The sequence below is a fragment of the Shewanella sp. BJSY2023SW001 genome (assembly GCF_047314685.1).
Taxonomy (GTDB): domain Bacteria; phylum Pseudomonadota; class Gammaproteobacteria; order Enterobacterales; family Shewanellaceae; genus Shewanella; species Shewanella indica.
Genome location: NZ_JBKORF010000084.1, coordinates 1 through 25,853, shown reverse-complemented (window position 1 = coordinate 25,853; position 25,853 = coordinate 1). Strand labels below are relative to the sequence as shown.

The 25,853-nt window shown below is 52.8% G+C and carries 23 protein-coding genes; 11 read left to right on the top strand and 12 right to left on the bottom strand.

The annotated features are described in order from the left end of the window. Positions 1 to 120: 120 nt before the first annotated feature. The 4 genes from ACMHXH_RS20020 (at position 121) to ACMHXH_RS20005 (ending at position 4,962) form a co-directional block, all read left to right on the top strand. The gene (locus tag ACMHXH_RS20020; RefSeq protein ID WP_335912158.1) at positions 121 to 1,233 is read left to right on the top strand and encodes a glycerol dehydrogenase; all 1,113 of its coding nucleotides are present in this window, start codon (positions 121 to 123) and stop codon (positions 1,231 to 1,233) included. Positions 1,234 to 1,573: 340 nt separating this feature from the next. After that, the gene (locus tag ACMHXH_RS20015; RefSeq protein WP_039033716.1) at positions 1,574 to 2,965 is read left to right on the top strand and encodes an NAD-dependent succinate-semialdehyde dehydrogenase; all 1,392 of its coding nucleotides are present in this window, start codon (positions 1,574 to 1,576) and stop codon (positions 2,963 to 2,965) included. Positions 2,966 to 3,179: 214 nt separating this feature from the next. Then, positions 3,180 to 3,641, top strand: coding sequence for a methyltransferase family protein (locus tag ACMHXH_RS20010; protein WP_039033715.1), 462 nt, complete (start codon positions 3,180 to 3,182; stop codon positions 3,639 to 3,641). A gap of 205 nt (positions 3,642 to 3,846) precedes the next feature. Beyond that, entirely contained in the window at positions 3,847 to 4,962 is a 1,116-nt protein-coding gene (locus ACMHXH_RS20005) for an FUSC family protein (RefSeq protein ID WP_039033714.1), read from the top strand. An 18-nt stretch (positions 4,963 to 4,980) separates the two neighbouring features. On the opposite strand, the gene ACMHXH_RS20000 is transcribed toward ACMHXH_RS20005, so the two are convergent. Both ACMHXH_RS20000 and ACMHXH_RS19995 read right to left on the bottom strand, forming a co-directional pair. After that, on the bottom strand, positions 4,981 to 5,991 hold the full coding sequence (locus ACMHXH_RS20000; protein WP_335912161.1) for a tetratricopeptide repeat protein: 1,011 nt from the start codon (positions 5,989 to 5,991) through the stop codon (positions 4,981 to 4,983). A 78-nt stretch (positions 5,992 to 6,069) separates the two neighbouring features. Next, positions 6,070 to 6,648 (bottom strand): thymidine kinase, encoded by a 579-nt coding sequence (locus tag ACMHXH_RS19995; protein ID WP_039033712.1) that lies wholly within the window; start codon positions 6,646 to 6,648, stop codon positions 6,070 to 6,072. Between the two features lie 273 nt (positions 6,649 to 6,921). On the opposite strand from ACMHXH_RS19995, the gene ACMHXH_RS19990 reads away from it, so the two are divergent. Beyond that, the gene (locus ACMHXH_RS19990) at positions 6,922 to 9,060 is read left to right on the top strand and encodes a M3 family metallopeptidase (protein ID WP_071476299.1); all 2,139 of its coding nucleotides are present in this window, start codon (positions 6,922 to 6,924) and stop codon (positions 9,058 to 9,060) included. A gap of 180 nt (positions 9,061 to 9,240) precedes the next feature. Here ACMHXH_RS19990 and ACMHXH_RS19985 read toward each other — a convergent pair whose 3' ends face one another. The 5 genes from ACMHXH_RS19985 to ACMHXH_RS19965 all read right to left on the bottom strand — a co-directional run bounded on the left by ACMHXH_RS19985 (position 9,241) and on the right by ACMHXH_RS19965 (position 12,523). Then, positions 9,241 to 9,630: a DUF423 domain-containing protein gene (locus ACMHXH_RS19985; RefSeq protein ID WP_039033710.1), complete on the bottom strand. Its 390-nt coding sequence runs from the start codon at positions 9,628 to 9,630 to the stop codon at positions 9,241 to 9,243. A gap of 2 nt (positions 9,631 to 9,632) precedes the next feature. Then, positions 9,633 to 10,277, bottom strand: a complete 645-nt coding sequence (locus ACMHXH_RS19980; protein WP_234500707.1) for an alpha/beta fold hydrolase — start codon at positions 10,275 to 10,277, stop codon at positions 9,633 to 9,635. A gap of 124 nt (positions 10,278 to 10,401) precedes the next feature. Next, positions 10,402 to 10,893: a hypothetical protein gene (locus ACMHXH_RS19975; protein WP_233962745.1), complete on the bottom strand. Its 492-nt coding sequence runs from the start codon at positions 10,891 to 10,893 to the stop codon at positions 10,402 to 10,404. 6 nt (positions 10,894 to 10,899) lie between these two features. Next, the gene (locus tag ACMHXH_RS19970) at positions 10,900 to 11,535 is read right to left on the bottom strand and encodes an imm11 family protein (RefSeq protein WP_144361229.1); all 636 of its coding nucleotides are present in this window, start codon (positions 11,533 to 11,535) and stop codon (positions 10,900 to 10,902) included. A 76-nt stretch (positions 11,536 to 11,611) separates the two neighbouring features. Continuing rightward, the gene (locus ACMHXH_RS19965) at positions 11,612 to 12,523 is read right to left on the bottom strand and encodes a transcriptional regulator GcvA (protein ID WP_025012011.1); all 912 of its coding nucleotides are present in this window, start codon (positions 12,521 to 12,523) and stop codon (positions 11,612 to 11,614) included. 185 nt (positions 12,524 to 12,708) lie between these two features. On the opposite strand from ACMHXH_RS19965, the gene ACMHXH_RS19960 reads away from it, so the two are divergent. Next, positions 12,709 to 12,987, top strand: coding sequence for a hypothetical protein (locus tag ACMHXH_RS19960; protein WP_071476304.1), 279 nt, complete (start codon positions 12,709 to 12,711; stop codon positions 12,985 to 12,987). 66 nt (positions 12,988 to 13,053) lie between these two features. Here ACMHXH_RS19960 and thiI read toward each other — a convergent pair whose 3' ends face one another. The 3 genes from thiI to pomA all read right to left on the bottom strand — a co-directional run bounded on the left by thiI (position 13,054) and on the right by pomA (position 16,378). Further along, positions 13,054 to 14,508 (bottom strand): tRNA uracil 4-sulfurtransferase ThiI, encoded by a 1,455-nt coding sequence (thiI, locus tag ACMHXH_RS19955; RefSeq protein ID WP_335912163.1) that lies wholly within the window; start codon positions 14,506 to 14,508, stop codon positions 13,054 to 13,056. Positions 14,509 to 14,670: 162 nt separating this feature from the next. Further along, entirely contained in the window at positions 14,671 to 15,606 is a 936-nt protein-coding gene (locus tag ACMHXH_RS19950) for a flagellar motor protein MotB (RefSeq protein WP_025887266.1), read from the bottom strand. Positions 15,607 to 15,610: 4 nt separating this feature from the next. Beyond that, positions 15,611 to 16,378 carry a flagellar motor protein PomA gene (gene pomA / locus ACMHXH_RS19945; RefSeq protein ID WP_039036099.1) on the bottom strand — a complete coding sequence of 256 codons (768 nt, stop codon included), beginning with the start codon at positions 16,376 to 16,378 and terminating at the stop codon, positions 15,611 to 15,613. Positions 16,379 to 16,773: 395 nt separating this feature from the next. On the opposite strand from pomA, the gene xseB reads away from it, so the two are divergent. The 4 genes from xseB (at position 16,774) to ACMHXH_RS19925 (ending at position 21,068) form a co-directional block, all read left to right on the top strand. Beyond that, complete coding sequence (gene xseB, locus ACMHXH_RS19940) at positions 16,774 to 17,013, top strand: exodeoxyribonuclease VII small subunit (RefSeq protein WP_039036098.1); 240 nt, start codon at positions 16,774 to 16,776, stop codon at positions 17,011 to 17,013. Further along, on the top strand, positions 17,014 to 17,895 hold the full coding sequence (gene ispA, locus ACMHXH_RS19935; protein ID WP_039036097.1) for a (2E,6E)-farnesyl diphosphate synthase: 882 nt from the start codon (positions 17,014 to 17,016) through the stop codon (positions 17,893 to 17,895). It begins immediately after the preceding gene. A 21-nt stretch (positions 17,896 to 17,916) separates the two neighbouring features. Continuing rightward, a complete protein-coding gene (gene dxs, locus ACMHXH_RS19930; RefSeq protein ID WP_039036096.1) occupies positions 17,917 to 19,782 on the top strand; it encodes a 1-deoxy-D-xylulose-5-phosphate synthase in 1,866 nt (621 codons plus the stop codon). 161 nt (positions 19,783 to 19,943) lie between these two features. Continuing rightward, positions 19,944 to 21,068 (top strand): patatin-like phospholipase family protein, encoded by a 1,125-nt coding sequence (locus ACMHXH_RS19925; protein ID WP_144361233.1) that lies wholly within the window; start codon positions 19,944 to 19,946, stop codon positions 21,066 to 21,068. A 7-nt stretch (positions 21,069 to 21,075) separates the two neighbouring features. On the opposite strand, the gene ACMHXH_RS19920 is transcribed toward ACMHXH_RS19925, so the two are convergent. Continuing rightward, positions 21,076 to 22,014: a hypothetical protein gene (locus tag ACMHXH_RS19920; protein ID WP_335912165.1), complete on the bottom strand. Its 939-nt coding sequence runs from the start codon at positions 22,012 to 22,014 to the stop codon at positions 21,076 to 21,078. Between the two features lie 156 nt (positions 22,015 to 22,170). Further along, positions 22,171 to 24,117, bottom strand: coding sequence for a monovalent cation:proton antiporter-2 (CPA2) family protein (locus tag ACMHXH_RS19915; protein ID WP_039036093.1), 1,947 nt, complete (start codon positions 24,115 to 24,117; stop codon positions 22,171 to 22,173). A 185-nt stretch (positions 24,118 to 24,302) separates the two neighbouring features. Here ACMHXH_RS19915 and ACMHXH_RS19910 point away from each other — a divergent pair, with 185 nt between their 5' ends. After that, positions 24,303 to 25,190, top strand: a complete 888-nt coding sequence (locus tag ACMHXH_RS19910) for a GGDEF domain-containing protein (RefSeq protein ID WP_319003354.1) — start codon at positions 24,303 to 24,305, stop codon at positions 25,188 to 25,190. Positions 25,191 to 25,853 lie beyond the last annotated feature (663 nt).

The following is a 25,853-nucleotide window of genomic DNA, read 5'->3' as shown; positions in this document are numbered from 1 at the left end:
AAACCAGTTTTTATCGCCACCAAAACAACAAAAACCAGACAATTGCGCCATAGCTTTAAATCTTAGCTGTGATAGAGTCTCTATGAACAAGGATCCGAGTCTGAACGTAATGGAGGCCATATGAGCACAGCAGTTCCACGTACCGTCACATCTCCCAAAAAGTTCATTATTGGCAAAGGCTTATTGTCAAAAATGCATGAATATGTACATGACTTCGGCGACAATGCTTTTATTATCGCCGATGAGTTTATTCTCAGCAGGCTTGAGGATGAAGCCCTGACGGGGCTTGAGCAAAACGGCATCAGCAACCAACTGGAAAAATTCAACTACGAGTGCAGTGAAGTCGAGATCCAGCGCCTTGTCGCCCTGGCTGAACAAGCCCACGCCAACGTCATTGTCGGTGTCGGCGGCGGTAAGACACTGGATGCCGCCAAGGCCGTTGCCTTCCATCTTAAGCACCCTGTTGTCCTGTACCCCACCATAGCGTCAACCGATGCACCCTGTACGGCTTTATCAGTGATTTATACCGAAGCGGGTGAATTTGAACGCTATCTGTTCCTGCCACAGAATCCGGATGCCGTGATTGCCGACACCAGCATCATCGCCGCCGCGCCGGCGCGTTTCTTTGCTGCAGGCATAGGCGACGCTCTGGCCACCTACTTTGAAGCCAGGGCCTGTTATCAAGCCGATGGTGTCAACCTGGTGCTAAAAAAGCCTTCGCGTACCGGTCTTGGTCTGGCACAACTGTGCTATCAATTGCTGAGTGAAAACGTGGCCGCCGCCATGGATGCGGTAAACAACAAAATAGTGACCCCGGCGCTGGAGCAAACCATAGAGGCAACCATCTATTTAAGCGGTGTTGGTGCCGAAGCCGGCGGCCTGGCGGCAGCGCACGCCGTCAATAACGGCATGTCGGCGGTTGCCGATCTGCATGGTGCCCAGCATGGCGAAAAGGTGGTCTTTGGCCTCTTGACCCAACTGGTGCTGGAAAACGCCCCACAGAGCGAAATCGACAATGTTGTCCGTATCATTAAAACCGCAGGTTTACCGCTGACTTTGGCGGATATAGGGCTGAAACACTTCCGTGAGGAGGAGTGGCGTAAAGTTGCCGAAATTGCCTGTGCCGAAGGCGATACCATGGGCAATATGCCTATGGCGGTCAGTGCCGATGATGTTTATCAGGCGATGATCGCAGCCAACGCCATGGCCGAGCGCTATAGCCACCGAAACTGACGATATACAAACAGCACAACCCCTCTCCCGAAAGGGAGGGGTTGCATCTTTCCTCACGCAAGAACAAGGCGATAGGTTGCACTTTTGTTAACCGCTGCTGTTTTTAAGTTTTTTAAAAACAAAGAACTAACAAGAAAGGATTAAAAATCACCAACCGGTAGACATCAGACTGCCGACGTGACCAAGATCACACAAACATCGCCATTTAAAGCGTAGAAAGGTTTGAGCTTTTTTTGCCACTCGCCCCTGAGGGGCAGAACCCACGATAACTTCAAACATTTTCACCCGATGCCAGGAGTTGGCGTCAATACCCTATTACTTGCAACGCTGGGAGGAACACATGGCATATGCAACAATTAATCCCTTCACGGGAGAGCTCATCAAAGAATTTCCCAATGCCACTGACGCCGAAGTCACACAGGCAATTGAGTCGGCCCACCAGGCCTTTTTAAGTTGGCGCAATACCTCTTTTACCGACAAAGCTGAAATACTCAATCGGGCTGCAACCCTGCTCAGAGACAGCAAGCGCCGTTACGCCGAACTGCTGACCCTGGAAATGGGTAAAGTCATTGGAGAGGCCGAAGCTGAAGTCGAACTGTCGGCGCAGATCCTCGAATACTATGCCCAGCATGCCGAGAGACTGCTGGCACCACAGAAACTGCCGGTGGCCGATCCCGCCGAAGGGGAAGCGCTGCTGGTCAATGAACCTCTTGGGGTCTTGCTGGCCATTGAACCCTGGAACTTCCCCTATTACCAGATAGCCAGGATCTTGGCACCGCAACTTTCTGCCGGCAACACCCTGCTGCTGAAACACGCTTCCAATGTGCCTCAGTGCGCCGCCGCTTTCGAGAGCCTGATGCGGGATGCCGGCCTACCACAGGGAGCCTTCCAGAACCTGTATGCTACCCGGGATCAAGTCGAGCAGATCATCAACTCACCCAAGGTACATGGCGTGGCACTGACCGGCTCTGAAGGTGCAGGCGCCGTTATTGCCTCTCAGGCCGGTAAGGCACTGAAAAAATCCACCCTGGAACTGGGCGGCTCTGACGCCTTTATCGTGCTGGAAGATGCCGAGCTTGAGAAAACCATAGATTGGGCGGTATTCGGCCGTCACTGGAACGCCGGTCAGGTGTGTGTTTCATCCAAACGGATGATCCTGGTGGAAGCCATCTATGACAAGTTCATGGAAGGCTATACCAAAGGCGTAGCCGCGCTTAAAGCCGGTGACCCTATGGATCCGAATACGACTCTGGCACCTCTGTCTTCCCAGGGTGCTGCCGATGAAGTGAAGCAAAAAATTCGTGAAGCGGTTGAGCATGGTGCCACAGCCACCGAAGTTGGCCCCAAAGTGCCGGAGCAAGGCGCTTTTGTACAGCCAACCATACTTACCAATGTGACCCCGGACAACCCGGCTTACTATTGGGAGTTCTTCGGCCCTGTCTCAATGATCCTCAAGGCCAAGGATGAACAGGAAGCGATTGCCATTGCCAACGACTCGCCCTTCGGCCTCGGTGGCTCTGTGTTCACCGCCGATGAACAACGCGGTCTGGCGGTAGCCAAGCAAGTCTCTACCGGGATGATGTTTGTGAACCATCCCACCATGGTTAAGGCTGATTTGCCCTTTGGCGGTATCCGCCGCTCCGGCTATGGTCGTGAGTTGATAGACCTCGGATTGAAAGAGTTCGTTAACCACAAGCTGATCAACGTGGTGGATATCAACGCCCCCTTCTGATCTCGCTTGAAGCATACTTGATTAGATTAAGACCCGGTCACCTGGCCGGGTCTTTTATCGCCACAATCAAATCGACTTGCAAACTGACAGGTTTCGGCACAAAGCACAGAACGCGGCAGCGCCCAAAGCGGAATAACCAATGGTATGACCCTTGTATTCAGTACCTTGCCCATGTCATCTTAACCGATACCTAATACTCAAAACCGCGTAATTCATGTCCGGACTGGAAAAGAAACTGCCGCCCCTGGCGCTCTTGCTGCTGTTTGCGCTACTGTTGCAGCTAACATCCTATTATTTGCCCTCTTCAAACCTGCATCCGACCTTTAGTTTGGGGCTCGCTGTTTCTCTGTTAACTGCTGGGCTGGTTATTCCTTTGGCTGGAGTACTGAGCTTCAAACGCCATGGAACCACGCCGGATCCCAGGGTGCCCGAACAGAGTTCGGCCTTGGTGACCTCAGGTATTTACCGCTGCTCACGCAACCCCATGTACCTGGGGTTTGTATTCTTGCTGCTGGCACAGGCCGTCTTTCTCAACTGCCTATGGTTACTGTTTTTAATCGCCCTTTTTGTTGCCTATTTGCAACGCTTTCAGATCCTTCCGGAAGAAAGGGCAATGCAGCAACTCTTTGGTGACAGCTACCGCTTGTATTGTCAAAAAGTCAGGCGCTGGATTTAGCCGCTTATTTGGCGAAGGAAAGCATAGCTGCCCCTAAGATGCTTGCTCCCACAGCACTATGGCTGTGACCCAGTTCACAACCATATTATCCGCCGCTAATTCAGCTTCCCAGTTTGCATCTTTAGCTCATACCCGAGACGCTATCGCTGCACATCTCTGGCATAATTGATGCTGACGGTCAACCACATATTTTTGAGACACTGCCATGCCCCTGTTTGCCAGAGCCTCCGCCTTCGCCGATTTTATCTACCGCCATTCCCGTGCCGTACATACGGTAAAACTAGCCTTGGCGCTGTTTATTGCCGCCGCCATCAATGCCATCTGGTCCCTGCCTCACTTTGTCTGGAGCATGGTCACCATAGTGATCATCATGATGGGCCTGCCACAAGTGGGCGGCGCTATCGAAAAATCACTGCAGCGGGCCATAGGCACCTGCCTGGGCTCGGCTTACGGGGTCTCATTGGTGATCTTGATGAATGGCTATTGGGATCTGATGGGGTTGCTGATCCTCGGGGTCAGCATAGTCTGTTATCTCAACGCCGGCCGTTACAGCTATGCCTATCTGGTGGCGGGATTCACCATGATTATAGTGATAGGTGACGCCAACCACGACACCTCGGAAGCTCTGTGGCGTACCGCCAATATTCTTATCGGATGCGTGATTGCCGTGCTGGTCTCCCTGTTTGTATTGCCAATCAAGGCCAAACAAGACTGGCGGGCACAGCTGGCAAGCTCACTGAAAATCATGACCCAAGTACTGGAACAACATCTCAATGCCGGCCAGGAAGAGCCGGAAAATGCCCGTAAATCGCTGGAGACGGCAATGAAGGCGGTGCTGGCGCAGAAAAAGCTGCTTTTTTCGCTGGAATGGGAAAGCCAAACATTAAAGAAAGAGGCCGCTACTCTGACCGAGCTGGCCAACAAACAGATAAGGGTGATCACTCTTTTGGAGCTGCTACTGCTCACCCGCTGGAAGGCCGAAGAAGATGCGGCTTACGCCAGAGTCAAACAGGTGGCCAGTGGGCTACAGCGAGAGTTCGCCTATCTGGCAGACTATGTGGCCGGCAACACACCCGACTGTCCCAAACTCCCCCTGGGACTTGGTTATCAATTGCAGCAACAGCTACTAAAGCAACTGCCATCTGAGCCGAGCGACGACTCGCCGGAAGCGGCCCATCAAGACTTTGCGCTCAGCGGTTACAGCTGGCTTATCTATCAACTGGCCCAGGCACTGCTGGCCATTCATGGCGAGCTGGCCAGCCTGGATCTGGCCTATAAGCGCAAAGCATCTTCCCAGCGCCAGTTGGATATTCCCGATTAACCCGTCAATTGCCGGGCGTTACAGTCGCAACAGATCCTGCTGATGAAAGTGGATCACCACCTCGGGGTCGAGCTTGAGTGCCAGATCCAGTATATGGCTGATGCTGAAGGGTCCCTCGCCCATCTGGCTTAAGCTGTTGTAATAGCCGAGTAAGGGTAAGGCCCAGTCCCGGCGCCTTTCTATCAGCTGTTGGTACAACAGGGCCGCCTCTTGGTATTGTTTCTGCTCATAGCTCAGCATGGCTTTGAGATAGACAAGCTGCAAGTAAGCACGGCCCTGACGCTTCAATCCCTTGTCGAGCTGCGCCAGAGCCTCATCAGATTGTCCCAACGCCCGCAAGCTGACAGCCTGATAGAACTGCAGCTTATCCAGATAGTCATACTGCCTCGCAGCGCGTTGATAACTCTTGAGCGCCGCCTCATGCTGGCCCATTTGTGCCAGGATATTGCCTTTGAGCATCTGGCCATCGGCCCAAAGCTGAGGCTGGTTATTGAGATAGCGGTTTATCTGCTCCAGCGCCGCCGGATAGTTCCGGGTTTCATAGATTGCCCTGGCAATATCCAACCTGAGATCCCGCTCCGATCCCAAAGCCTCGGCTTTGCGGTAATCGGCCAGTGCACCGCTATAGTCCGGGCTCAGGCGCTGGGAATAAGCGGACAGCACCTGAGCCTTGGCCGCGGCGCGGAAAAAATACAGCTCAGAGTCCTTGGACAACATGGACTCGGCCTTGTCATAGGCCGCCACCGCCTTGGAATAATTGGGGAGATTGCTGAAGTAATAAAGCTGCCCAAGCAAAAATGTCAGCCGAGCGGAGTCCGGGTAATTTTCTATGGCCGCATCCAGTCTGGGCGCCGCCTCTGCCATCTTCCTTTCAAAAATAAGCTTTTGAATCACTTTAATTTCTGAGTTTGGCACTTTCTGCCCGGCGACAGCATGTTGCAACAGGCTTGAGCCCAGTGACAGACTCAACAATAAACCCGGCAACACCCGCCAGCATAGACGATTTACGATGAGAGAACTGGACGACATAAGCTTCCTTTCTTTATATCTTTGGCTTTTCGCGATTAAATTTGTATCTTTCGAGTTTTCAAATACTGCGTCTTGGCATCAATCCCAAATCAGTTCGCGATAATGCTTGCGACATACAGACTCATAACTCTCGTTGCCACCTATGGCTACCTGTTCACCTTCTCGTACCGGGTTGCCTGAACCGTCACGACGGATCACCATATTGGCCTTGCGACCACAGTGACAGATGGTTTTCAGCTCTACCAGCTTATCGGCCCAGGCCAACAGGTACTGGCTGCCGACAAACAGTTCGCCTTGGAAATCGGTACGCAAACCGTAACAGAGTACGGGAATATCCAGGATGTCGACCACATAGGCCAGTTGCTTGACCTGCTCTTTACTGAGGAACTGGGATTCATCAAACAGCACGCAGTGCAGAGGCTGGCGCTCATGTTCGGCGCGGATCATCTCAAGTAGATTATCGTCATGGGCAAAAATGCGTGCATCACATTCAATACCTATCCTGGAGGCGACCTTTCCCACGCCAAAACGGTCATCTATCGCCGGGGTCATCACCAGGGTGTGCATGCCGCGTTCACGATAGTTATAGGATGACTGCAGTAAAGAGGTGGATTTTCCGGCATTCATCGCCGAATAGTAGAAATAAAGTTGCGCCAAAACGGCTCTCCCCTGAGAAAAATTCCGGCCGCAATTTTACACTTTTTACCACATAAATACAGGACGCGTGCCCCTTGCGGCCAAACTTGGGAATTGATTCAGCATTCACTAAATCTACTCATTAAAATCAATTTGTTACACTTCTATCTCAATCAGCCTCTGGCATATAAACATCCGGATTAGGTAGGCTATAATCATCAAATTCAGCCACTTTTAAGCAACAAGTGCTAAATTGCGCTAAAAAACTCATAACTAAAGATGGAAGTCATATCAATGCGAAAATCTCTTCTGGCGCTAGCCGTTGGCGCCACTCTGGCTATTTCTGGCTGCAGTACCCACACGCCTCAGGATACCAATCTGACAAGTGCTGAAGCCACCCAAAACAACCCACTTTTTGCCAAGAGCACCTTGCAATATCAGGCTCCGGATTTTCGGCTAATCAAAGATGAACACTTCAAGCCTGCACTGGAAGCCGGTATCGCCGAGCACTACCAGGAAGTGCTGGCCATTGCCAACAATCCAGAGAAACCCACTTTTGCCAACACTATCGTGGCGTTGGAAAAGTCCGGTGAACTGCTAAACCGCGCCTCAAGCGTTTTCTATAACCTGACCAGCTCCAACTCCAACCCTGAACTGCGTAAAATTCAGGGTGAAATGGCGCCCAAGATGGCGGCCCATTCAGACAACGTCAACCTCAACCCAGAGCTGTTTGCCCGTATCGACAGCCTCTACTCCCAGCGTCAGCAACTGAACCTGAGCAGCGAAGAAGTGCGCCTTATTGAGGTGTACCACCAACGCTTTGTGCTCGCCGGCGCCAAGCTGACCGAGAGCGAGAAAGCCCAGATCCGTGCTCTGAACGAAGAACAGTCCAAGCTGGTGAACGAATTCCAGCAACGATTGATGCGGATGAACAAAGAGATTGCCGTAACTGTGACTGACGTCGTCCAATTGGAGGGTCTGTCCGACTCGGCCATTCGCAATGCTGCGGCCGATGCCAAGGCCGCCGGTCTCGATGGTCAATACCTTATCAGCATCACCAACACCACTCGCCAGCCTGTACTGACGCAGCTGAAAAACCGAGAGCTGAGAAAGCAGATCTGGGAAGCCTCGGCCTACCGCGGTCTTGAAGGTGAGAATGAAACCGCCTCTCTGGTGGCTCGTCTGGCGCAGCTGCGCGCCGAGCGTGCCGCCCTGCTGGGCTTTGATAACTGGGCCAGCTACCGCCTGAGCCCACAGATGGCCAAGACACCCGAGGCCGTCTATGAAATGTTCGGCTCCATGGTGCCGGCCGTTGTCGCCAACACCCAGAAAGAAGCCGCCGATATCCAGGCGATGATCGACAAGACAGGTGGCAATTTCCAGCTCAAACCTTGGGACTGGGCCTTCTACGCCGAGCTGGTGCGCCAGGAGAAGTATGATCTGGATGAGGCCAGCCTCAAGCCTTACTTTGAATTCAATCGGGTGTTGGAAGATGGCGTCTTCTTTACCCTCAACCAACTCTATGGGGTGACCTTCAAGCCTCGGCCGGATCTGCCGGTTTATCACCCTGACGTCAAAGCCTGGGAAATGTTTGATGCCGATGGCAGCAGCATGGCCATCTTCTACGGCGACTATTTCGCCCGCGAAGGCAAGCGTGGCGGTGCCTGGATGAGCTCTTTCGTCAGTCAGAACCTGCTCAAGGGTGAAAAGCCTGTGGTGGTCAATGTAATGAACATCAAGAAGGCGCCTGAAGGCGAAGCCACCTTCGTCAGCTATGATGAAGTAACCACCATGTTCCACGAGCTGGGCCATGGCACTCATGGTATGTTCTCCAAGGTGACTTACCCTAGCCTGTCCGGTACTGCAGTATCCCGTGACTTTGTCGAGTTCCCATCCACCTTCGAAGAGGACTGGGCCGGTCATCCACAAGTGTTGGCCAACTACGCCAAGCACTACCAAACCGGTGAACCTTTACCCAAAGCGATGCTGGACAAGTTGCTGAAGTCCCGCAGTTTCAACCAGGGCTTCGACACCCTGGAGTATATGGCCGCCGCCCTGGTAGACATGGAATGGCATTCGCTGGACAAGGACGCACCGCTGCAAAATGTGGCCGAATTTGAAGCCAAGGCGCTTGAAAAGCACGGCCTGAACATTGAAGCCGTGCCACCACGTTACAAGTCGACCTACTTTGCCCACGCCTTCCCGGGTGGCTACAGCGCCAGCTACTACGCCTATATGTGGAGCGAAATCCTCGCGGCCGATGCCTTTGCCTATGTGCAGAGCCAAGGCGGCCTCAAGCGGGATATCGGTATGAAGTATCGCAAGACTATCCGCGAAGTGGGTAACAGCGTGCCACCTATGGAAGCCTACAAAAACTTCCGTGGTCAGGAGCCTACAACCGATGCCCTACTCAAGCGTCGCGGTCTGCTCTAATAAGCCTTCACCTAAGCCATAGAGACACCTCTGTGGCTTAAATAACAAAAAGCACCTTGGTTGTTACCTAAGGTGCTTTTTTATTCGTTTCCTAAAAGCGTCACGATTATCTGGCTAACAATCCAGTTGCCGCAACATCAGGAGACCAGTTAAATAGTATTGCTTGCGGAAGTCATCAACTCAGAGACCGGTTTCATCCATCCGATGGCGCCATACCGCTGCCGCCAACAATAGCCAGCCCACCAGGAAGCAGCTGCCACCGAGGGGGGTTACCATGCCCAGCCACTTGGTGCCAGTCAGGGCATACAGATACAGCGAACCGGAAAACATAAAGATCCCGACGATAAATAGCCCGGCAGCCCAGTCAATCAGACGCGACTTGAACCAGTGACCGGCAAAAGCCAGGGCTATCAAACCAAAGGTGTGATAGAACTGATATTCCACCCCCAGGTTGAATATGGCAATCAACTCGGCAGGTGCAATGGTCTTGAGTCCATGGGCGCCGAAAGCTCCCAGAGCAACGGCAAAGAAACCACTGATGGCCGCTAATAACAATAACCCCTTACGCATAACTAACTCCCGATAAATAAAAGTGATTCTTTCACGGCATCCTGCAGGTTAGCCTTAAGATCCGTTCCCGACGACTTGCGCGGCACAAAACTATGATCTCCGTCGGTAATAAAGCGTACTTTGGCCAGCTCGGGCAGCGCCCAGGAGACCAACTGCTCGCGTTTGCCGAAGCTGTCGCGCTCGCCCTGCAGAATAAGCAGAGGCGAGGCACACTCCCACAAGGGCTCAAGTCTGGGCTCGGTCTTCTTCGGCGGCAAAAACGGATAGCCAAGGCAGATAACGCCGCTGGGGGTCATCGCCAGTTTATCATTGGCCGCCAGCATGGCCGCCATCCGCCCGCCCATGGATTTGCCCATCAAAAATAGTCGCTTGGGCGCAAACTCGGCAACCGCTGCTGCCAAAGTCTGCTCGAAGGCCTGCAACAACACCGGAGCCCGGTCCGGCGGACGCCGCTTGCCATCTTCGCCGCGCTTGACCATGTAAGGAAAGTTAAACCTCAGCACGCTCGGGCCGCTGGCGGCCAACAGCGCGGCATAATCCGCCATAAAGTCGCTGTGCATATCGGCACCGGCGCCATGGGCGAACAACACCAGAGTGTCATTGTCCTTACCTTGATCCAGCAGCCAGTTAGTATTCAAGTTCATCATCAGCCCTGTCCGAAGAAACAATAATTATCATGCTTGGATTCGAATAAACCACAATATTAAATACCGTACTTCCCTGACAAATTAATTTATTAACAAATAGCGCTAAAAAACGCCCATGCGGTAATTACACGTCCCTTACCCATACCGTCCTTACATGTTCTTCCAATAAGTCAATCACACTTTGGTGAATAAATACCAAACCAAAGTCTTCTTCCAGTTTAAATATTAATCTTTGTTCCACAGGAATATTTTCCAGTTTAGAAAAATCGAACTCTGTCGAATCAGTATCTAACCAATTCAACTTACCAAATTGCTTTTCTTTATCCGTCAATCTGTACGTCTGCTGGATATAAGGCATTCGATAGTTGTCATATACCTCGAGTTGTTCATCCGAAGGTTGACTTGGCGAATTGTCAACACGAGCATCCAGCCATTCAACACCATGCTGCACCAATGGCTCCAGTTTGGATGCTATATCACCAATAATGAACAGCTTTGGAGAAAAGGTCATTTCCAATAACAGATCCGGTGCTGCAGCACCTACTGGTGCAGGTGTTTGTTGGAATGGGAAAGTATCCATATTTTGTTTAGTGAGTATCGAGTATTCATCTTTCACTTACTATTATCTCCTTGGTGCTTCATCATCGACATCAAACTTAAAAGCGGTCAGTCCACAAGCTAACCCCTGTCGAGCGATAATATACAATTCATCATATATTTCTGAAGAAAAGAAAAAGCTGTTGGTGCCTTTAACCCTAAAAATATGCCTGCGGTTCATAGGGTAGGTTTCGAGTTTTTCCCGGTCCAGATATAATTTTTGAACTAGAACGGAATGAAACGACTCTCTCTCTTCAAGAGGCACATCATAACCATGTTCTTTGGGATCGTAATGTTCAACAAAAGATTCAATATTTGACTTTTCTTGATCCAATACATCCAACTCGTTATTTATCGCGATAATATATCGCTGCTGAGTCGACAGACCATCCATGCACTGTAATTTATTGGGCAAAAAAGCGACGCCATATGGGTCAAAGCTCATAAAAACGTCTGCTATAGGTTTGGTAACGCTTAAATCCCCTGAATTTGTGATATCGAAAACAGCTTCTGAATAACTGTCTTCATCCTCCCAAATAACCGCACTCAATGCGCTCACTGGAATGTAGTCCATGTCTTCGTACAGGTGCCCTCTGTTATCAGAGCAACTAAACATGGCATCACTCTCTTCCGTGTTTTCGTTTATGTAAGCCAGTTCCATCAAAGTTCCCTATAAACTGCAAGCTTTCACTTCTTTGTAGTGCCTTCCTGTATATGCAGAGAAACGTGTTACCGACTTATCCCGGCAACAATTCACTACGTGACTCCTCAGCAAACATATCCAGCATCCATTCGCGGAACGCGACAATTTTACCTAACTCGGCATGCTTTTGCTGGCACACCAGATAATAGGCATCTTTGCTGACCAGAACCTCCTGGAACGGACAGACCAAACGCCCGGCCTTGATGTCGGGGCGGGCGAGCACGCTGTAGCCCAGAGCTACCCCCTGGCCATGGGCCGCCGCCTGCAGTACCAGAGATGAGTGGCTGAATATCGGCCCCTGATTTACATTGACATCTGTTACGCCACATTGGCGGAACCAGGCCTGCCAGTCATGGCGGCTCATATCATGCAGCAGAGTGTGATACTTGAGATCGGCAGGCTTTTCCAATGGTTTGGGACCGTTGAGCAGCATTGGCGAACACACGGGGATCAGCACTTCGTTGCGCAGTTTGTCGGCCCTGAGCCCAGGCCAGTTGCCCTGACCATAGTAGATAGCTACATCCACATCGTCTGACAGGGCACTGAACTCGGCATCCACCGCCTTGATCCGCACATCGATATCGGGATTCTTCTCGCTGAATTTCGCCAGACGCGGCACCAGCCACTGAATGGCAAAGCTGGGCGACATGCTGACTGTCAAGGAACCCACGGCGCTACGGGCCAACAGCCTGTCGGTGGCATCCGACAGTTGAGTAAAAATATCCTTGATATCGAGGAAGTAGCTTTGCCCCTCTTCGGTCAGCAGCAGCGAGCGGTTCTTTCGGCGAAATAATTTTAATCCCAGAAAGTCTTCCAGCGCCTTGATCTGATGACTCACTGCGGCCTGGGTAACGAACAGTTCTTCGGCGGCGCGGGTAAAGCTCAAATGCCTTGCTGCTGCCTCGAACGCCTTAACCGCATTCAGCGGAGGAAGTCGTTTTGACATAGTGATCCACTTCTCATTTTTTAATTAGTTTTTCTAATCCAGATTGTTACATTTTATCGTTTGTTAAAGCCAGCGCTTTTGATTAAATTTCACCCCGAAAAGTTGAATATTCAGACAATCTCTGAGCAGTCGAAGGGAAGGTCTGACACTGGCACTCAGTGCCCGTTCTCACCCGGAGGCATCCCATGTTGAACTTTAAATCCGCTTTTGTGCTCCTGCTGCTTGGCATGAGCACCAGCGCAGTGGCCGCGGAAAACCTTTCTGCGCCAACGCAAGCTCGTCCACTGCCCAGAGTCGCTGTCGAAGCCCCTGCGGTGCAGATAGACTTCAAACTGCTTGAGCAGGAGCTGAGCCGTAACATTGCCGCCAGCGGCGAAGAGCTCAGAACCCATGCGCTGGACGAGCCGACACTGCTGTTGGCCGAAGACGCTACAGCCAGTCCATCAAAGGTTCAGCTTAACTGAGCCCCAAAGGACTTCGCTGAACGTCAGCAGCAAAAAGCCGCCTCAATAGAGGCGGCTTTTTGTTTATCAAGGGCGGTAAACCTTGACGTTACCATGCCCTTGCTCCTGAAGGTAGAGCGCCTGCAGTTTGCTCATCACGCCGCGGTCACAATAGAGCAGATAGGTCTTGCTGCTATCGAGCTCGGCAAAGGCGCTGGCCAGTTTAAAGAAAGGAATATGAACTATCTCGGCACCTTCCAGTTGCAACGGCTTGCTCTCTTCCTCTTCCGGCGCCCTGATATCCAGCACCACTTCACCCTGGCCGACACTGGCGACGGTTTCGGTTTCCGTTACTTTGGTATCCATGTCGGTTGCTATCTCCCGAATATCCATAACCACCGCATCGGCGATAATCCTGTCCAGCAGATCTTCAGAAAACTTGGTTTCCTCGGCTTCGACCTTGGACAATACTGCCTTGACCGTTGGCTTCTGTGAAATCACGCCGCAGTATTCAGGCATGGACTTGGCAAAGTCTTCCGTACCTATCTTGCGGCTCTCGTTGATGATGTCCTGCTTGTCCATGGTGATCAAAGGTCTGAGGATCAGGGTATCGACACAACGGTCAATCACATTGAGGTTGGTCAAGGTTTGGCTGGATACCTGTCCCAGGCTCTCACCTGTGACCAGTGCCTGAACCCCCATACGCTCCGCCACCCTGGCCGCGGCGCGCATCATCATCCGCTTGAGTATGACGCCCATCAGGCCATTGTCTATACGCTCGAGGATTTCGGCCACTACGGGCTCAAAGGGAACGGTCACAAACTTGACTTTATGCGACTCGCCATAGGTCTTCCACAAATGGTGCGCCACCTGCTTAACTCCGATTTCGTGCTGGGCACCGCCCAGGTTGAAGAAGCAGTAGTGGGTACGGGAACCCTTCTTGATAAATTGGAAACTGGATACCCCTGAGTCAAAACCGCCTGAGATAAGGGACAGCACATCTTCCTGGGTCGCGATCGGGAATCCACCAAGCCCGGGGATCTTTTTCTCTACCAGGTAGAGTTTGTCGTTGTTGATCTCCAGATGAATGGTCATATCCGGGTCTTTGAGGCGCACACCGGCAGCTTCGGTAAACTGGTTCAGGCCACCACCTACATAACGCTCCACATCCTGCGAACTGAAGTCGTGCTTGCCACTGCGCTTGGCGCGGACACAGAAGGTCTTGCCCGCCAGCTCGTCAGCATACACCTTGAGAGCATGCTGGTAGATATCATCAACAGTTTCAAAGTTGTATTCATTGACTTGGCTGATGGTAGAAATCCCGGGAATACAAGCTAAACGCTCGGCAAACACTTGCTTTAGCTTGGGTTTGTCTTTGGGAACCTGCACCATAATCCGATCCCACTGACGGGTAACGGCAGCGTCTTCATCCACTTTTTTGAGTACATTGCGGATATTGGACTCGAGCATCTTGGTAAAACGCATTCTTACCGGTTTGCTCTTCATCATGATTTCTGGATACAGCTTTACGATAAACTTCATGGGGATCCCGAGGAAAAAAAATTTCAAACAGCAATCGTGGGATTATAACAAAGACCCGCTAACTGGCACAGAGATTTGCCACTCCAAAGCCGTGTCCGGATTGCAGATGCCTAAAAAAAGCAGCCGTTTTCAGGCTGCTGTGATTCTGATGCTGCTGCGCCATCAAAGATTGGGATCGACTTCAATCTCATCAGACTCTTTGGCCTTGCCCTGCTCAATGGAGATTTCCACCCTGCGATTACGGGCGCGATTCTCCGGCGAATCATTCGGCACCAAAGGCGCAGTGGAAGCCATGCCCACCACTTTCATTCTGCTGGCATCAAAGCCGGGCACCTTGACCAATTCGTGGGCCACGGCCACCGCCCGCTGGCTGGACAGGTCCCAGTTGGAGCTGTACAGCTCATTGCTTATCTGCATGTCATCGGTGTGGCCGGAGACAGTGATGATCCCGGGCACATCTTTGAGTAGCTCACCAACCGCCTGCACCACAGGCTTGAATCTGGGTTGCAGGAACCCCGAACCTGAGGCAAAGGCGCCCTTCTCCCGAATACGGATGATAATCTGCTGTCCCAGAGACTCGATTTCAATAGCGCCGTCCACTATCTCTTTGTTGAGCGCCTCGGCCATCTTCTTGACCTGCTCGTTAATCTGATCCTGAGCTGCCTGCTGCTCCTGGGTCTTCTTGTCTTCGGCCTGCTCTTGCGCCGTGGCCGAAGCCTCGCCGCCACGCTGCTCGCCCCTTTGCTGCTGCACGCCACCGGCACTGTCGTCATCCCCTTCCTGATACTCGAGGATCTGCTGGGTCATCTCGTTGGTTTGCTGGTTAATTATTTCAATCGGGGTGGGATCCGGACGTCCGGGGCGAAACTCCAGCGCAATCACTGAGGTGCCTTTGGGAATATCTTTCACTTCCACCTTGTTCTGCACCCCGAAGGCGTATTTCATCGAGCCGGCTATCTGTTTGAACTTCATGACATCCATTTCAGAAAAAGCCAGCAGCAACACGAAGAAACACATCAGCAGCGACATCAGGTCGGCAAAGGTTGCCAGCCACATGGGTGCACCGGGTGGCGGACAATCACACTTGGGCTTGGCCATAGTGCTACTCTCCGTCCGTTGTATCTATTTTGCGCTGTTTCTCTGACAGGTAGTTTTTGAGGAAGCCCTCAATCACCCTGGGGTTCTGGCCATCCTGAATAGCCAGTACAGCGTCCATAATCAGATTGCGGTTAAGCATCTCTTCGTTCATCCGCAGCGCCAGTTTATCGGCAATCGGGATCGCCACCATATTGGCAATAATGGCGCCGTACAAGGTGGTCAACAAGGCCACCGCCATTGCCGGGCCGATGGATTTGGGGTCATCCATGTTGGACAACATGGCCACCAGACCAATCAGAGTACCTATCATACCCATAGCCGGTGCCACATCACCCAGAGCCTTGAAGATACTGATCCCCGCCTTATGGCGCTCTTCGGTCAGTTGAATATCTTTCTCCAGCGCTTCACGCACCACATCGCCGTCATGGCCGTCCACCAGCATATCAACCGCTTTTTGCATAAAACTGTTGGAAATTTGCGCCTCTTCCAGCGCCAGAAAGCCCCCTTTACGGGCAGCGTCTGCCATGGTAACCGACTGTTCAATCAACTCTTCAGGTTTATCCAGTTTGAACATAAACGCCTTGGCGGCAATCTTGACCGCCCCTAAAAACTGCTTGAGGTTGAACTTCATCATCACCACAAACAGCGAGCCGACAAGCACGATCAATACAGAGGGTACATCGATAAAGATGGCAATGCCGCCACTACTGACCATTGCCATGATAATAAAAGCAAAAGCACCTACCAGTCCTATCAGGGTTGCTAAATCCACAGTGGCTCCTCACCTCTAAAGCAGACCCGACACAGTGTGGCCGGGATCTCTATCCCATACAAGCCGATCCACCCCAAAGGGTGATATAGGATCTTGGCTATTCACAGGAGATGAATATGATAATTTTCAATAGTTTCTATTTTGAGTTATCGGACAGGGCTTAAGCAAGTTTAGGAAGATTTTAATTTTCTCTAAAAAAAATCAGCGACAAAGCGTGCTGTTGAGCAAATAACGGGCGCTTCAATTTGACCCTTATCGCGCCCTGATATACCTTGTGTCACGCTGAACATAACGCCAAGACACCTGCAGCCCTCCCTCTCTCCTTTTACCTTTGCACCGTGCCAATCAGGTCGCAGGAATGGGCCGGCAACCAAGGTGCATCAAGGAAACTGATTGTGGCCAAAAAACCCGAAAATCTAAGTTTTGAAGAATCTCTCAACGAGCTGGAACGCATAGTCGTCGAACTGGAACGCGGTGAAGTATCGCTGGACGACGCGCTAAAACAGTTCGAACGTGGCATAGGTTTGGTGCGCAGCAGCCAAGCCAAACTGGAACAGGCACAGCAGAAAGTAGCCATACTGCTGGCACAGGATCCCCAGGCGCCATTGAGCCCATTTACAGTCGAGGGTGAGTGAGTGTTAACCCAAGCTATTAACCAATACCAGCAGAGAGTCAATCAAAGAATTGCCACCATACTGGACACCCTGGATGATACCGAGCCCAGACTCAAGGCCGCCATGCGTCATGGAGCCCTGCTGGGTGGAAAGCGTATTCGGCCGTTTCTGGTCTACTCTGTAGGCGAGATGCTCGGCGTCCCCCTTGAGCGTCTCGATGATTGCGCCGCCGCCATAGAATGTATTCACGCCTATTCGCTGATCCATGACGATCTGCCGGCCATGGACGACGATGCCCTGCGCCGCGGTCAGCCAACCGTGCATATCGCCTTTAACGAAGCCACCGCTATTCTGGCCGGTGATGCCTTGCAGACCTTGGCCTTTGAACTTATCAGCAGCGACATTGAAGGCCTCAGCGACCGCCAACACCTGCGTCTGGTACAGGCGCTGGCAAAAGCATCCGGCTACCGCGGTATGTGCGGCGGCCAGGCGCAGGATCTCAATGCCACCGACAAAGAGATCTCGCTTGAGCAACTCACCGCCTTGCACAGATTGAAGACAGGGGCCCTTATCCGCTGCGCCGTCGAGTTTGCGGTCATTGCCGCCGATATTGACGCCAAAGAAGAACAAGCACTGCTGGAATACGCCGATGCCGTGGGCCTGGCGTTCCAGGTACAGGATGACATTCTCGATATTACCGGCAGCACAGAAGAGCTTGGCAAACCCCAGGGTTCGGATCTCGATGCCAACAAGAGTACCTACCCGAAACTGTTGGGGCTGGAAGGCGCCAAGACTACAGCTCAAAAACTGCTGGAAGATGCACTATCAGCGCTGGCAAAATTGCCATACAATAGCCAGTTAATTGCCGAATTCGCCCGCTATATCGTTGAGCGAAGAGTATAAAAAGAGACAAAGTATCTCGTTATGAGTCTGGATATCACTCAGTTTCCTGTGCTGGCACAGGCCAATACCCCGGAAGAGTTACGTCAACTTCCACAAAGCCTGCTCCCTCAGCTGGCCGACGAGCTCAGGGAGTTTTTATTAAAATCTGTGGGCATGTCGAGCGGTCACTTTGCCTCTGGCTTAGGTACGGTCGAACTGACCGTGGCGCTGCATTATGTCTACAACACCCCGTTTGACCGCCTGGTCTGGGATGTGGGCCATCAAGCCTATCCGCACAAGATCCTTACCGGTCGTCGCGATCGCATGCCTACCATACGCCAAAAAGGTGGTCTGCATCCTTTCCCCTGGCGGGAAGAGAGTGAGTACGACACCTTCAGTGTCGGCCACTCCGGCACCTCAATTTCCGCCGCACTGGCAATGGCGGTCGCCGCGGATAAAGAACAGGCCGGCCGCAAGGTAGTAGCCGTGATAGGCGATGGTGCCATGACAGGCGGCATGGTGTTTGAAGCCATGAACCACGCCGGCGATCTGCACAAAGACATGCTGATGGTGCTCAACGACAACGAGATGTCTATCTCGGAAAACGTCGGCGCCCTCAATAACCACCTGGCACAGCTGATGTCAGGCCGCTTCTACACCACGATACGAGAAGGCGGCAAGAAAGTACTCAAGGGCATGCCCGTCATCAAAGAGATGGCGCGCCGCACCGAGGAACACCTTAAAGGCATGGTGGTACCGGGAACCCTGTTTGAAGAGCTGGGATTTAACTACATAGGTCCTATCGATGGCCATGATGTGGATGCTCTGGTAGAAACCCTGCGTAACATGCGCAGCCTCAAGGGGCCGCAGGTGCTGCATATCATGACCAAGAAAGGCAAAGGTTATGAGCCTGCGGAGAAAGATCCCATCGGCTGGCATGCTGTGCCCAAGTTTGACCCTTCACAATTTTGCAAACCGGTCACCAAACCCGGGAAACCCAGTTTTTCCCAGGTGTTCGGCAAATGGTTGTGCGACATTGCCGCCAAGGATGACAAGGTACTGGGGATCACCCCGGCCATGCGCGAAGGCTCCGGCATGGTGGAGTTCTCCCAGAAATTCCCCGAGCAATACTTCGATGCCGCCATCGCCGAGCAACATGCAGTGACCTTAGGTGCCGGCTTTGCCTGTGAAGGCTATAAACCGGTAGTGGCCATTTACTCCACCTTCCTGCAGCGCGGCTATGATCAGTTGATCCACGATGTGGCATTGCAGCGCCTGCCAGTACTGTTTGCCATTGACCGCGGCGGCATTGTGGGCGCCGATGGCCCTACCCATCAGGGCGCCTTCGATCTCAGCTACCTGCGCTGCGTACCCAACATGGTGATAATGGCGCCATCCGATGAAAACGAATGTCGGCAGATGCTTTACACCGGCTACTGCTACGATAAGGGCCCAAGCGCAGTGCGCTACCCTCGCGGCAGTGCAACCGGCGCCGAGCAGGTTGAAGAGATGACGGCGATGGCGATAGGTAAAGGCCTTGTCAGACGTCAGGGCAAACAGATTGCCATTCTCAACTTCGGCACGACCCTGGCTGCCAGCCTGGAAGCCGCCGAAAGCCTCAATGCCACTGTCGCCGATATGCGCTTTGTCAAACCCTTGGATGAAGATTTGATCAAGGAACTGGCCGCCAATCACGACTTGCTGGTAACAGTGGAAGAAAACGCCATCATGGGCGGCGCAGGCAGTGGCGTGCTCGAGTATCTGGCCAGCCAGGGGATCAGCAAGCCTTTACTGCAAATTGGTCTGCCGGATGAATTTATCAAACACGGCTCACCGGAAGAGATACTGACTGAACTCAAGCTGGATGCCAGTGGTATTCTCGAGCAGATCCAAAACCGGCTCGCATAAGGTAAGCATCCGCTACCATTAAAAAAACCGCCTCAGGGCGGTTTTTTGCTTCTCCGACCACAGGAAAGCCAACTAGAGTTAAACTGAGATAGCCAAGCCGTGTCTGCAAAATAATACCTTGGCATTCTCTTATGGTTTTGGGCTTTAGCAAAGGAGGCGCCGTGCCGGAAAGCAGGGCTTTGGTGTTGGGGGGCGGTGGTGCCAGGGCGGCCTATCAGGTTGGGGTGCTCAAGGCGCTGGTACAGTTTTATCCCCGCAATCACGCCATTCCATTCAAGATTGTTTGCGGCACATCGGCCGGAGCCATCAATGGCACCGCCATCGCTACCCACGCCTCCTGCTTTCACCTGGGACTGAGAAAGCTGGAATGGATCTGGCGTAATATCCACACAGAGAGAGTCTACCGCGCCTCCAATACCGGCGTGCTGGCACACCTGGCGAAGATGGCCCTTCGAGGCATGCAGGGAGATCTGGTCAATACCGACGCCGGCAGTTTGCTGGACAATGAACCCTTGCGGCAACTACTCAATGAGCTGATTAACTTCGAGCGAATCGATCGCAACATCCGCGGCGGCTCCCTGATGGCGCTGAGCATTGACACCTCTTGCTACAACAGCTCCCGCTCCGTGACCTTCTTTCAGGCCCACAAAGAGTTGGAAAACTGGCAAAGGGCCAGACGCAGCGGCGAGCGCACCCGGCTGCACACAGAGCACCTGATGGCCAGCTCCGCCATTCCTATGGTGTTTCCCTCAATTAAGCTGTCCCAGTCCTACTATGGCGATGGCTCAGTGCATCAATTGGCGCCGCTTTCCAGCCCAATACATCTGGGCGCCAAGCGGATCATGGTGATCAACCTGGACAGCCCACACAAGAACACGCCCGTTGAATTGGATTATCATCCCAAGACGGCCACCATTGCCGGTCATCTGCTGGATACCATATTTTCCGATACCCTGAACTCAGATCTGGAGCGGCTCAGGCGCATCAACAGCACTCTGGCGCTGGTGCCGGAACCGAGTCGCCAACAGTTGGATTTGAGGCCGATTGATACTTTGGTGATTAAACCCAGTGAAGATCTCAGTGAGCTGGCCAAGCGTTACTATCAGGAGATGCCCTTCGCCATTCGCCGGCTACTGGCTTTGATTGGCATAGATAGCCAGTCGGACACCAGTATTGTGTCTTATCTGCTGTTTGAAAACGCCTACACAGGCGCCCTGATAGATTTGGGCTATCAGGACGCCATGTGCCAGATTGATGAATTGAAAGCCTTTTTCGATATCAGTTGAACATGGATCAGGCGAAAAAGATAAGTAGAGCCAGCACCAGCAACACTGACACCAGAGTTACGGCAAATGTTGGGGTGGTGCCTTGCTGTCGCTCATTGGCGGTCACGGTTATGTTCTCAGCGCCCTGCTGTAAACCACCGGCATCCGTCTCCAGGTTATCGCCCCTGGTTTGCACTATCTGGTGGCGCTGAAACCGAATAAAGGGCTGGCTTGGGTCACCGACATAGAGACGCACTTCCCCCGTTTGACTTCGGCTCACCAGCGGCGGCAGTATGGTCAGCGCATCCAACTGATAATCCAAAGTCAAATCTTTCAGTTGGACAAGCGTATACCCCAGCGCCTTGGCCTGATCCTGCAAGGCGGCCGACATCTCGTAGCTGGCCAGCTCGGCATCGAGAATAATCAGCTTACTGGGTTTGCCATCGGCCTGTTGCCACAGACAGTCGGCCAGCCAGATCCCCTTGAGTGAGCCGTAACGGGCAAACAGTGCTTCCACCAGCTCCCAGGCGTCGGCTTCTCCGGTGAGCCAAGGGCTAATTTCCACATTGTTGACCCGCAGCACACAATCTTCCCCATTGAGGCGCGCCGCCATATAGCTCAGGTAGGTTTGCTGCTCTTCCCGCGGCAGCACGAGTTTGCCCGCCAGCTCCAGCAACAACACCTCATTGACATGAGCGGTCAGAATAAGCCGTTGCCAATGCATGGGTTTGAGATAGTAATCAGCCGGTTGTTTAAGATTCTCTGCAAGCACCCGGCTCGCGTCCTGCTCAGCCATCATGGGAAGGTAAGCATAACAATGACTGGCCTGTTCATTGCCATCAATATTCACCGGCAGGATCAGCGGCACATCACCATCACGGCAAAACAGCAGCTGCTGGGTAGAAGTCAAAATCTCAAACAGTTCCTCGAACGAGATATCGGGGCCATCATTACTGTCATGGGTCACGGTTGCCAACTCCTTGTAGGTCACTCGGGTTTGCGCTTATTCAGAAAAAGTCGCTGCAACATGCAGCCAAGCGGTCCTTCCCGGCATTCAGCTCCACAAAGGTCGCAGAGTACCCCATTTAAAGTACAAATAAAACCAACGCCAACGGCCGGGCAATCAGCCTTGAAGCAAAATAACTTCGGCTTTCTCCACCCTTCTGGGCTTACCGCGAATAAGCAAGGTATCACCGGCGCGGAACTGCCAATCTTCATCCGGCGGCTCATACTCCCTGCCGCCGCGGCGCACGGCTCTCAGTTCCACCCTGAGCTGTTGCCAGGGGATCTCGGCACTGAATTTTCCCACGGCGCTGGCGCCTCTTGGCAGAGCCACTGCATGTAGTAATTCGAGAGAGAAGTCGGCTTCCTCACCGGAAAAGAAACCGTGCAGATACTGATAATGGTTGCGCCGCTCCGACTCCAGCCGTTTGAGGATCCGCGACAAGGGTACCCCTGACTGATACAATACCTGGGACACCAGCATCAAGCTGCCTTCCAGAGTTTCCGGAATAACCTGACTGGCACCGGCCTGCTCCAGTTGTTCAAGTTCGCTGTCATCCCGGGTGCGTACCATGATCTTCGCCTCGGGTGCCAGTTGCCGACACAATACCAAAGCCTCTTCCAACTGCGGTTGCTCGCAAAAGGTCAGCACTATGCTCTTGGCGTGGCGCACATTGGCTTGTTTGAGCAAACTGCGCTTACAAGCATCACCGAAATACACAGGCTCTCCGGCCCGGCGCGCCTCGGAAACCCGGGAGGGATCCCGGTCGAGGGCAATAAAAGGGATAGCTTCGGCCTTGAGAAACCGCCCTATGGTCTGCCCAACCCGGCCATAACCCAGCAGCAGAACCAGATCTTGTTGAGGATCCAAAGGCGGCAGGTTTTCTGCCGGTTCCGGCCTGGGTTTAAGGCCCTGCAGCAGCCGGGCTATGTCTATGCTATGACGCACCAATGCCGGCGCCAGCGCCATGGACAGCACAGCCACCATCACCAAAGTATTACTGACACTGGGGGCCAACAATTGATAACTCACTGCCAGTGCCAGCACCACGAATGAAAACTCCCCCACCTGTGCCAGACTGAGGCCGGTAGACATGGCTACCCGAAAAGGCTCTTTAACCAACCTCAGCAAAGTAAAGACAATAACTGTCTTACCGACTATCACCGCCAACAGCAACAGCAAGATTTGCCACCAATAGGCCAATACCAATCCGAAGTCGAGCAACATACCAATGGAGATAAAAAATAGCCCCATCAAGAGATCCCGAAACGGGCGAATATCTGCCTCCAACTGGCGCCGGTACTGGCTCTCGCCCAGAAGCATCCCGGCCATAAAGGCCCCCAATGCCATGGACAACCCCAACCATTGGGTAAAGGCACCGGTCAAGAGCGCGACCACCAGAGTCGACAACACAAACAACTCGTTGGAGCGGGAACGGGCGACTTCATCAAACAGTTTGGGCAGAGCCCACTTACCAAAGGCCATCAGCACAATAAAGGCCAGGATCCCTTTCCCCAGCGCGCTCCCAAGCTGCAAGGCCGTCAAAGGTTCGCTGCCATCGGCAAGCAAAGGCAGCAGAATAAGCAAGGGCACCACGGCCAGGTCCTGGAACAGCAACACACTGACCGACAGTTCGCCATGACGACGCTTGAGCCAGCCCTTGTCGTTAAGCAATTTCAACACTATGGCGGTGGAAGACAAAGCCGTCACTGAACCTATCACCAGCGCCTGAGTCACGTCGCTGATAAAAAGTAATCCGCCCCCCATGGCCAGCAAGGTGGTCAATACCACCTGAGCACTGCCGAGGCCAAATACAGTGCGGCGCATGGCCCAGAGCCTGGGTACGGAAAATTCCAGTCCCAGGGTAAACATCAGCAGTACCACTCCAAGTTCAGCTACCGACTGCATCTGGTGCTGCGAAAACCAATTGAATCCCGAGGGGCCGCTGATAACCCCGGTCAACAGATAAGCAAGAATAGCGGGCAAGCCTATGCGCCTGAGCAAGGCTATCGCTGTTATGGCGATAACCAGCATCAGAAGGATCTGGATAAAGAATCCATGTTCCATGCACACTCCCCCGCTATCAATGGTTCAGTTCATTATTCTGTCAGTGTCAAATACTTGTCACCGCAATATACTTAGCACTAAAAAGCTTAACTCAATGAGATCTCAATACAAATTAGCCCAAGGTCGACCAGGCACGAATCTTGCATATTAACTATAGAAAAAGGTTCTGCCTTATTGGAGTATTTATGATGGACTTTGGTCTGGCAACAGAGTTTTACCCTGAAGACTATCAGTATCTGTCTGATCAACCTCAGGCTATCCACCCCAGAATGGATCTGCTGCAGGCGGTTCAACGGTTACACGCAAGTCTCGATCCGCGGACAGTATTTGCCTGCTATGGCAAGCTACTGCAACAATATTTGCCGGTACAGGGAGTGCAGTTACAAGTTCAAGGACATCAATTTCATTGGGGACGCACCTCTCAGAGCACAGTGAGCAGAGAACTGATCAGTAAACTGGGTACCGCCAAACTACTCTACCGGCTGCAAAGAGTATTGAGCCCGGTAGAGCAGGCAGAGCTTGAGCAGATAGAAGCCCTACTGTCACAACCGCTGTTCAACGCCATCGCCTATTCGCAGATGTCGGAGCAGGCGATGTTTGACTCCCTGACCGAGCTTGGCAACCGCCACTATTTCGGTCAGTGTATCCGCACCTCGCTCGCCAGAGCCGGACGGGCTCACAGCCCGATATCTCTGGTGGTGCTTGATCTGGATAATTTTAAGCAGCTCAACGACAGTCTCGGCCACAAGTTTGGTGACAGAGTGCTGACTCAGTTCGGCAAGCTGCTTAAGTGTGGCATCCGCAATGCCGACCAGGCTTTTCGCATAGGTGGCGACGAGTTTGTGGTATTGGTGGAAGGCGATCTGGAGTCAGCGGTGCGCATGAGCGAACGCTTGCTTGAAATGCTCACCAAGGAGCCCCTGTTTCAGCGCCACGGCATCGCCAGCAGCATAGGTATCGCCGTCTGGAGCGCCGGAATCAATCAGGATCAACTGTTTGAACAGGCTGACCGCGCGCTTTATCGCGCCAAGGCCACCGGCCGTAATAGATATTGTGTCGCGACCCGTGACTGAGACTAGCCGGCGATTGAGACTAGCCTGCGATCGAGACTATAAGTCGCGGTGCTGTGCCCCTCGATTTGCCCCTCGACCAAGAGGACTCTCTTGGTTTTCATATCAACCGCGCAGATTTGGTACTCAAATCCATCTGGGGATCGCGCTCATAAGCGTATTCGCTAATGGCGAGTATTCGCCCTCAGCCACGTTATTTGCACCAACGGCTGTCGGCGACATCGAGGGGGATTGGTGCAATTCTGTTAGCACTGAGTAGCTTGAAACATCTGAAGTGTCTTCAGACATACACCTCATTTCCAGGCACAGGCGGAACTGTGACCTTCCGAGCTAGGGATGGCGAGGCAGAGCTTACAGGGACGTACTCGCAACAACTTCCCTGTTTAACGGCCAGCTCGTCATCCATGACTCGCGCTCGAAAGCATGTTGCTATGCAACTCTCGCCGAGTCACAGGATCGCCTGTGCGAGAGCGCACCGCAGGTGATTGGCTACAACTTAGCTAGCCGCTAGGATCAAGTTCATTGGTGAGTTTTGGCTTAAAGCCATAAATAGCCGCTGTGCCAGCGGCCGAAAGTCGTGGTGTAAATGCCTCCATGCACAACGGCCAGTTCGCCATCCCTGGCTCTCGCTCGCAGCCAGTCGCTGCGCGACACTCGCCAAACCAC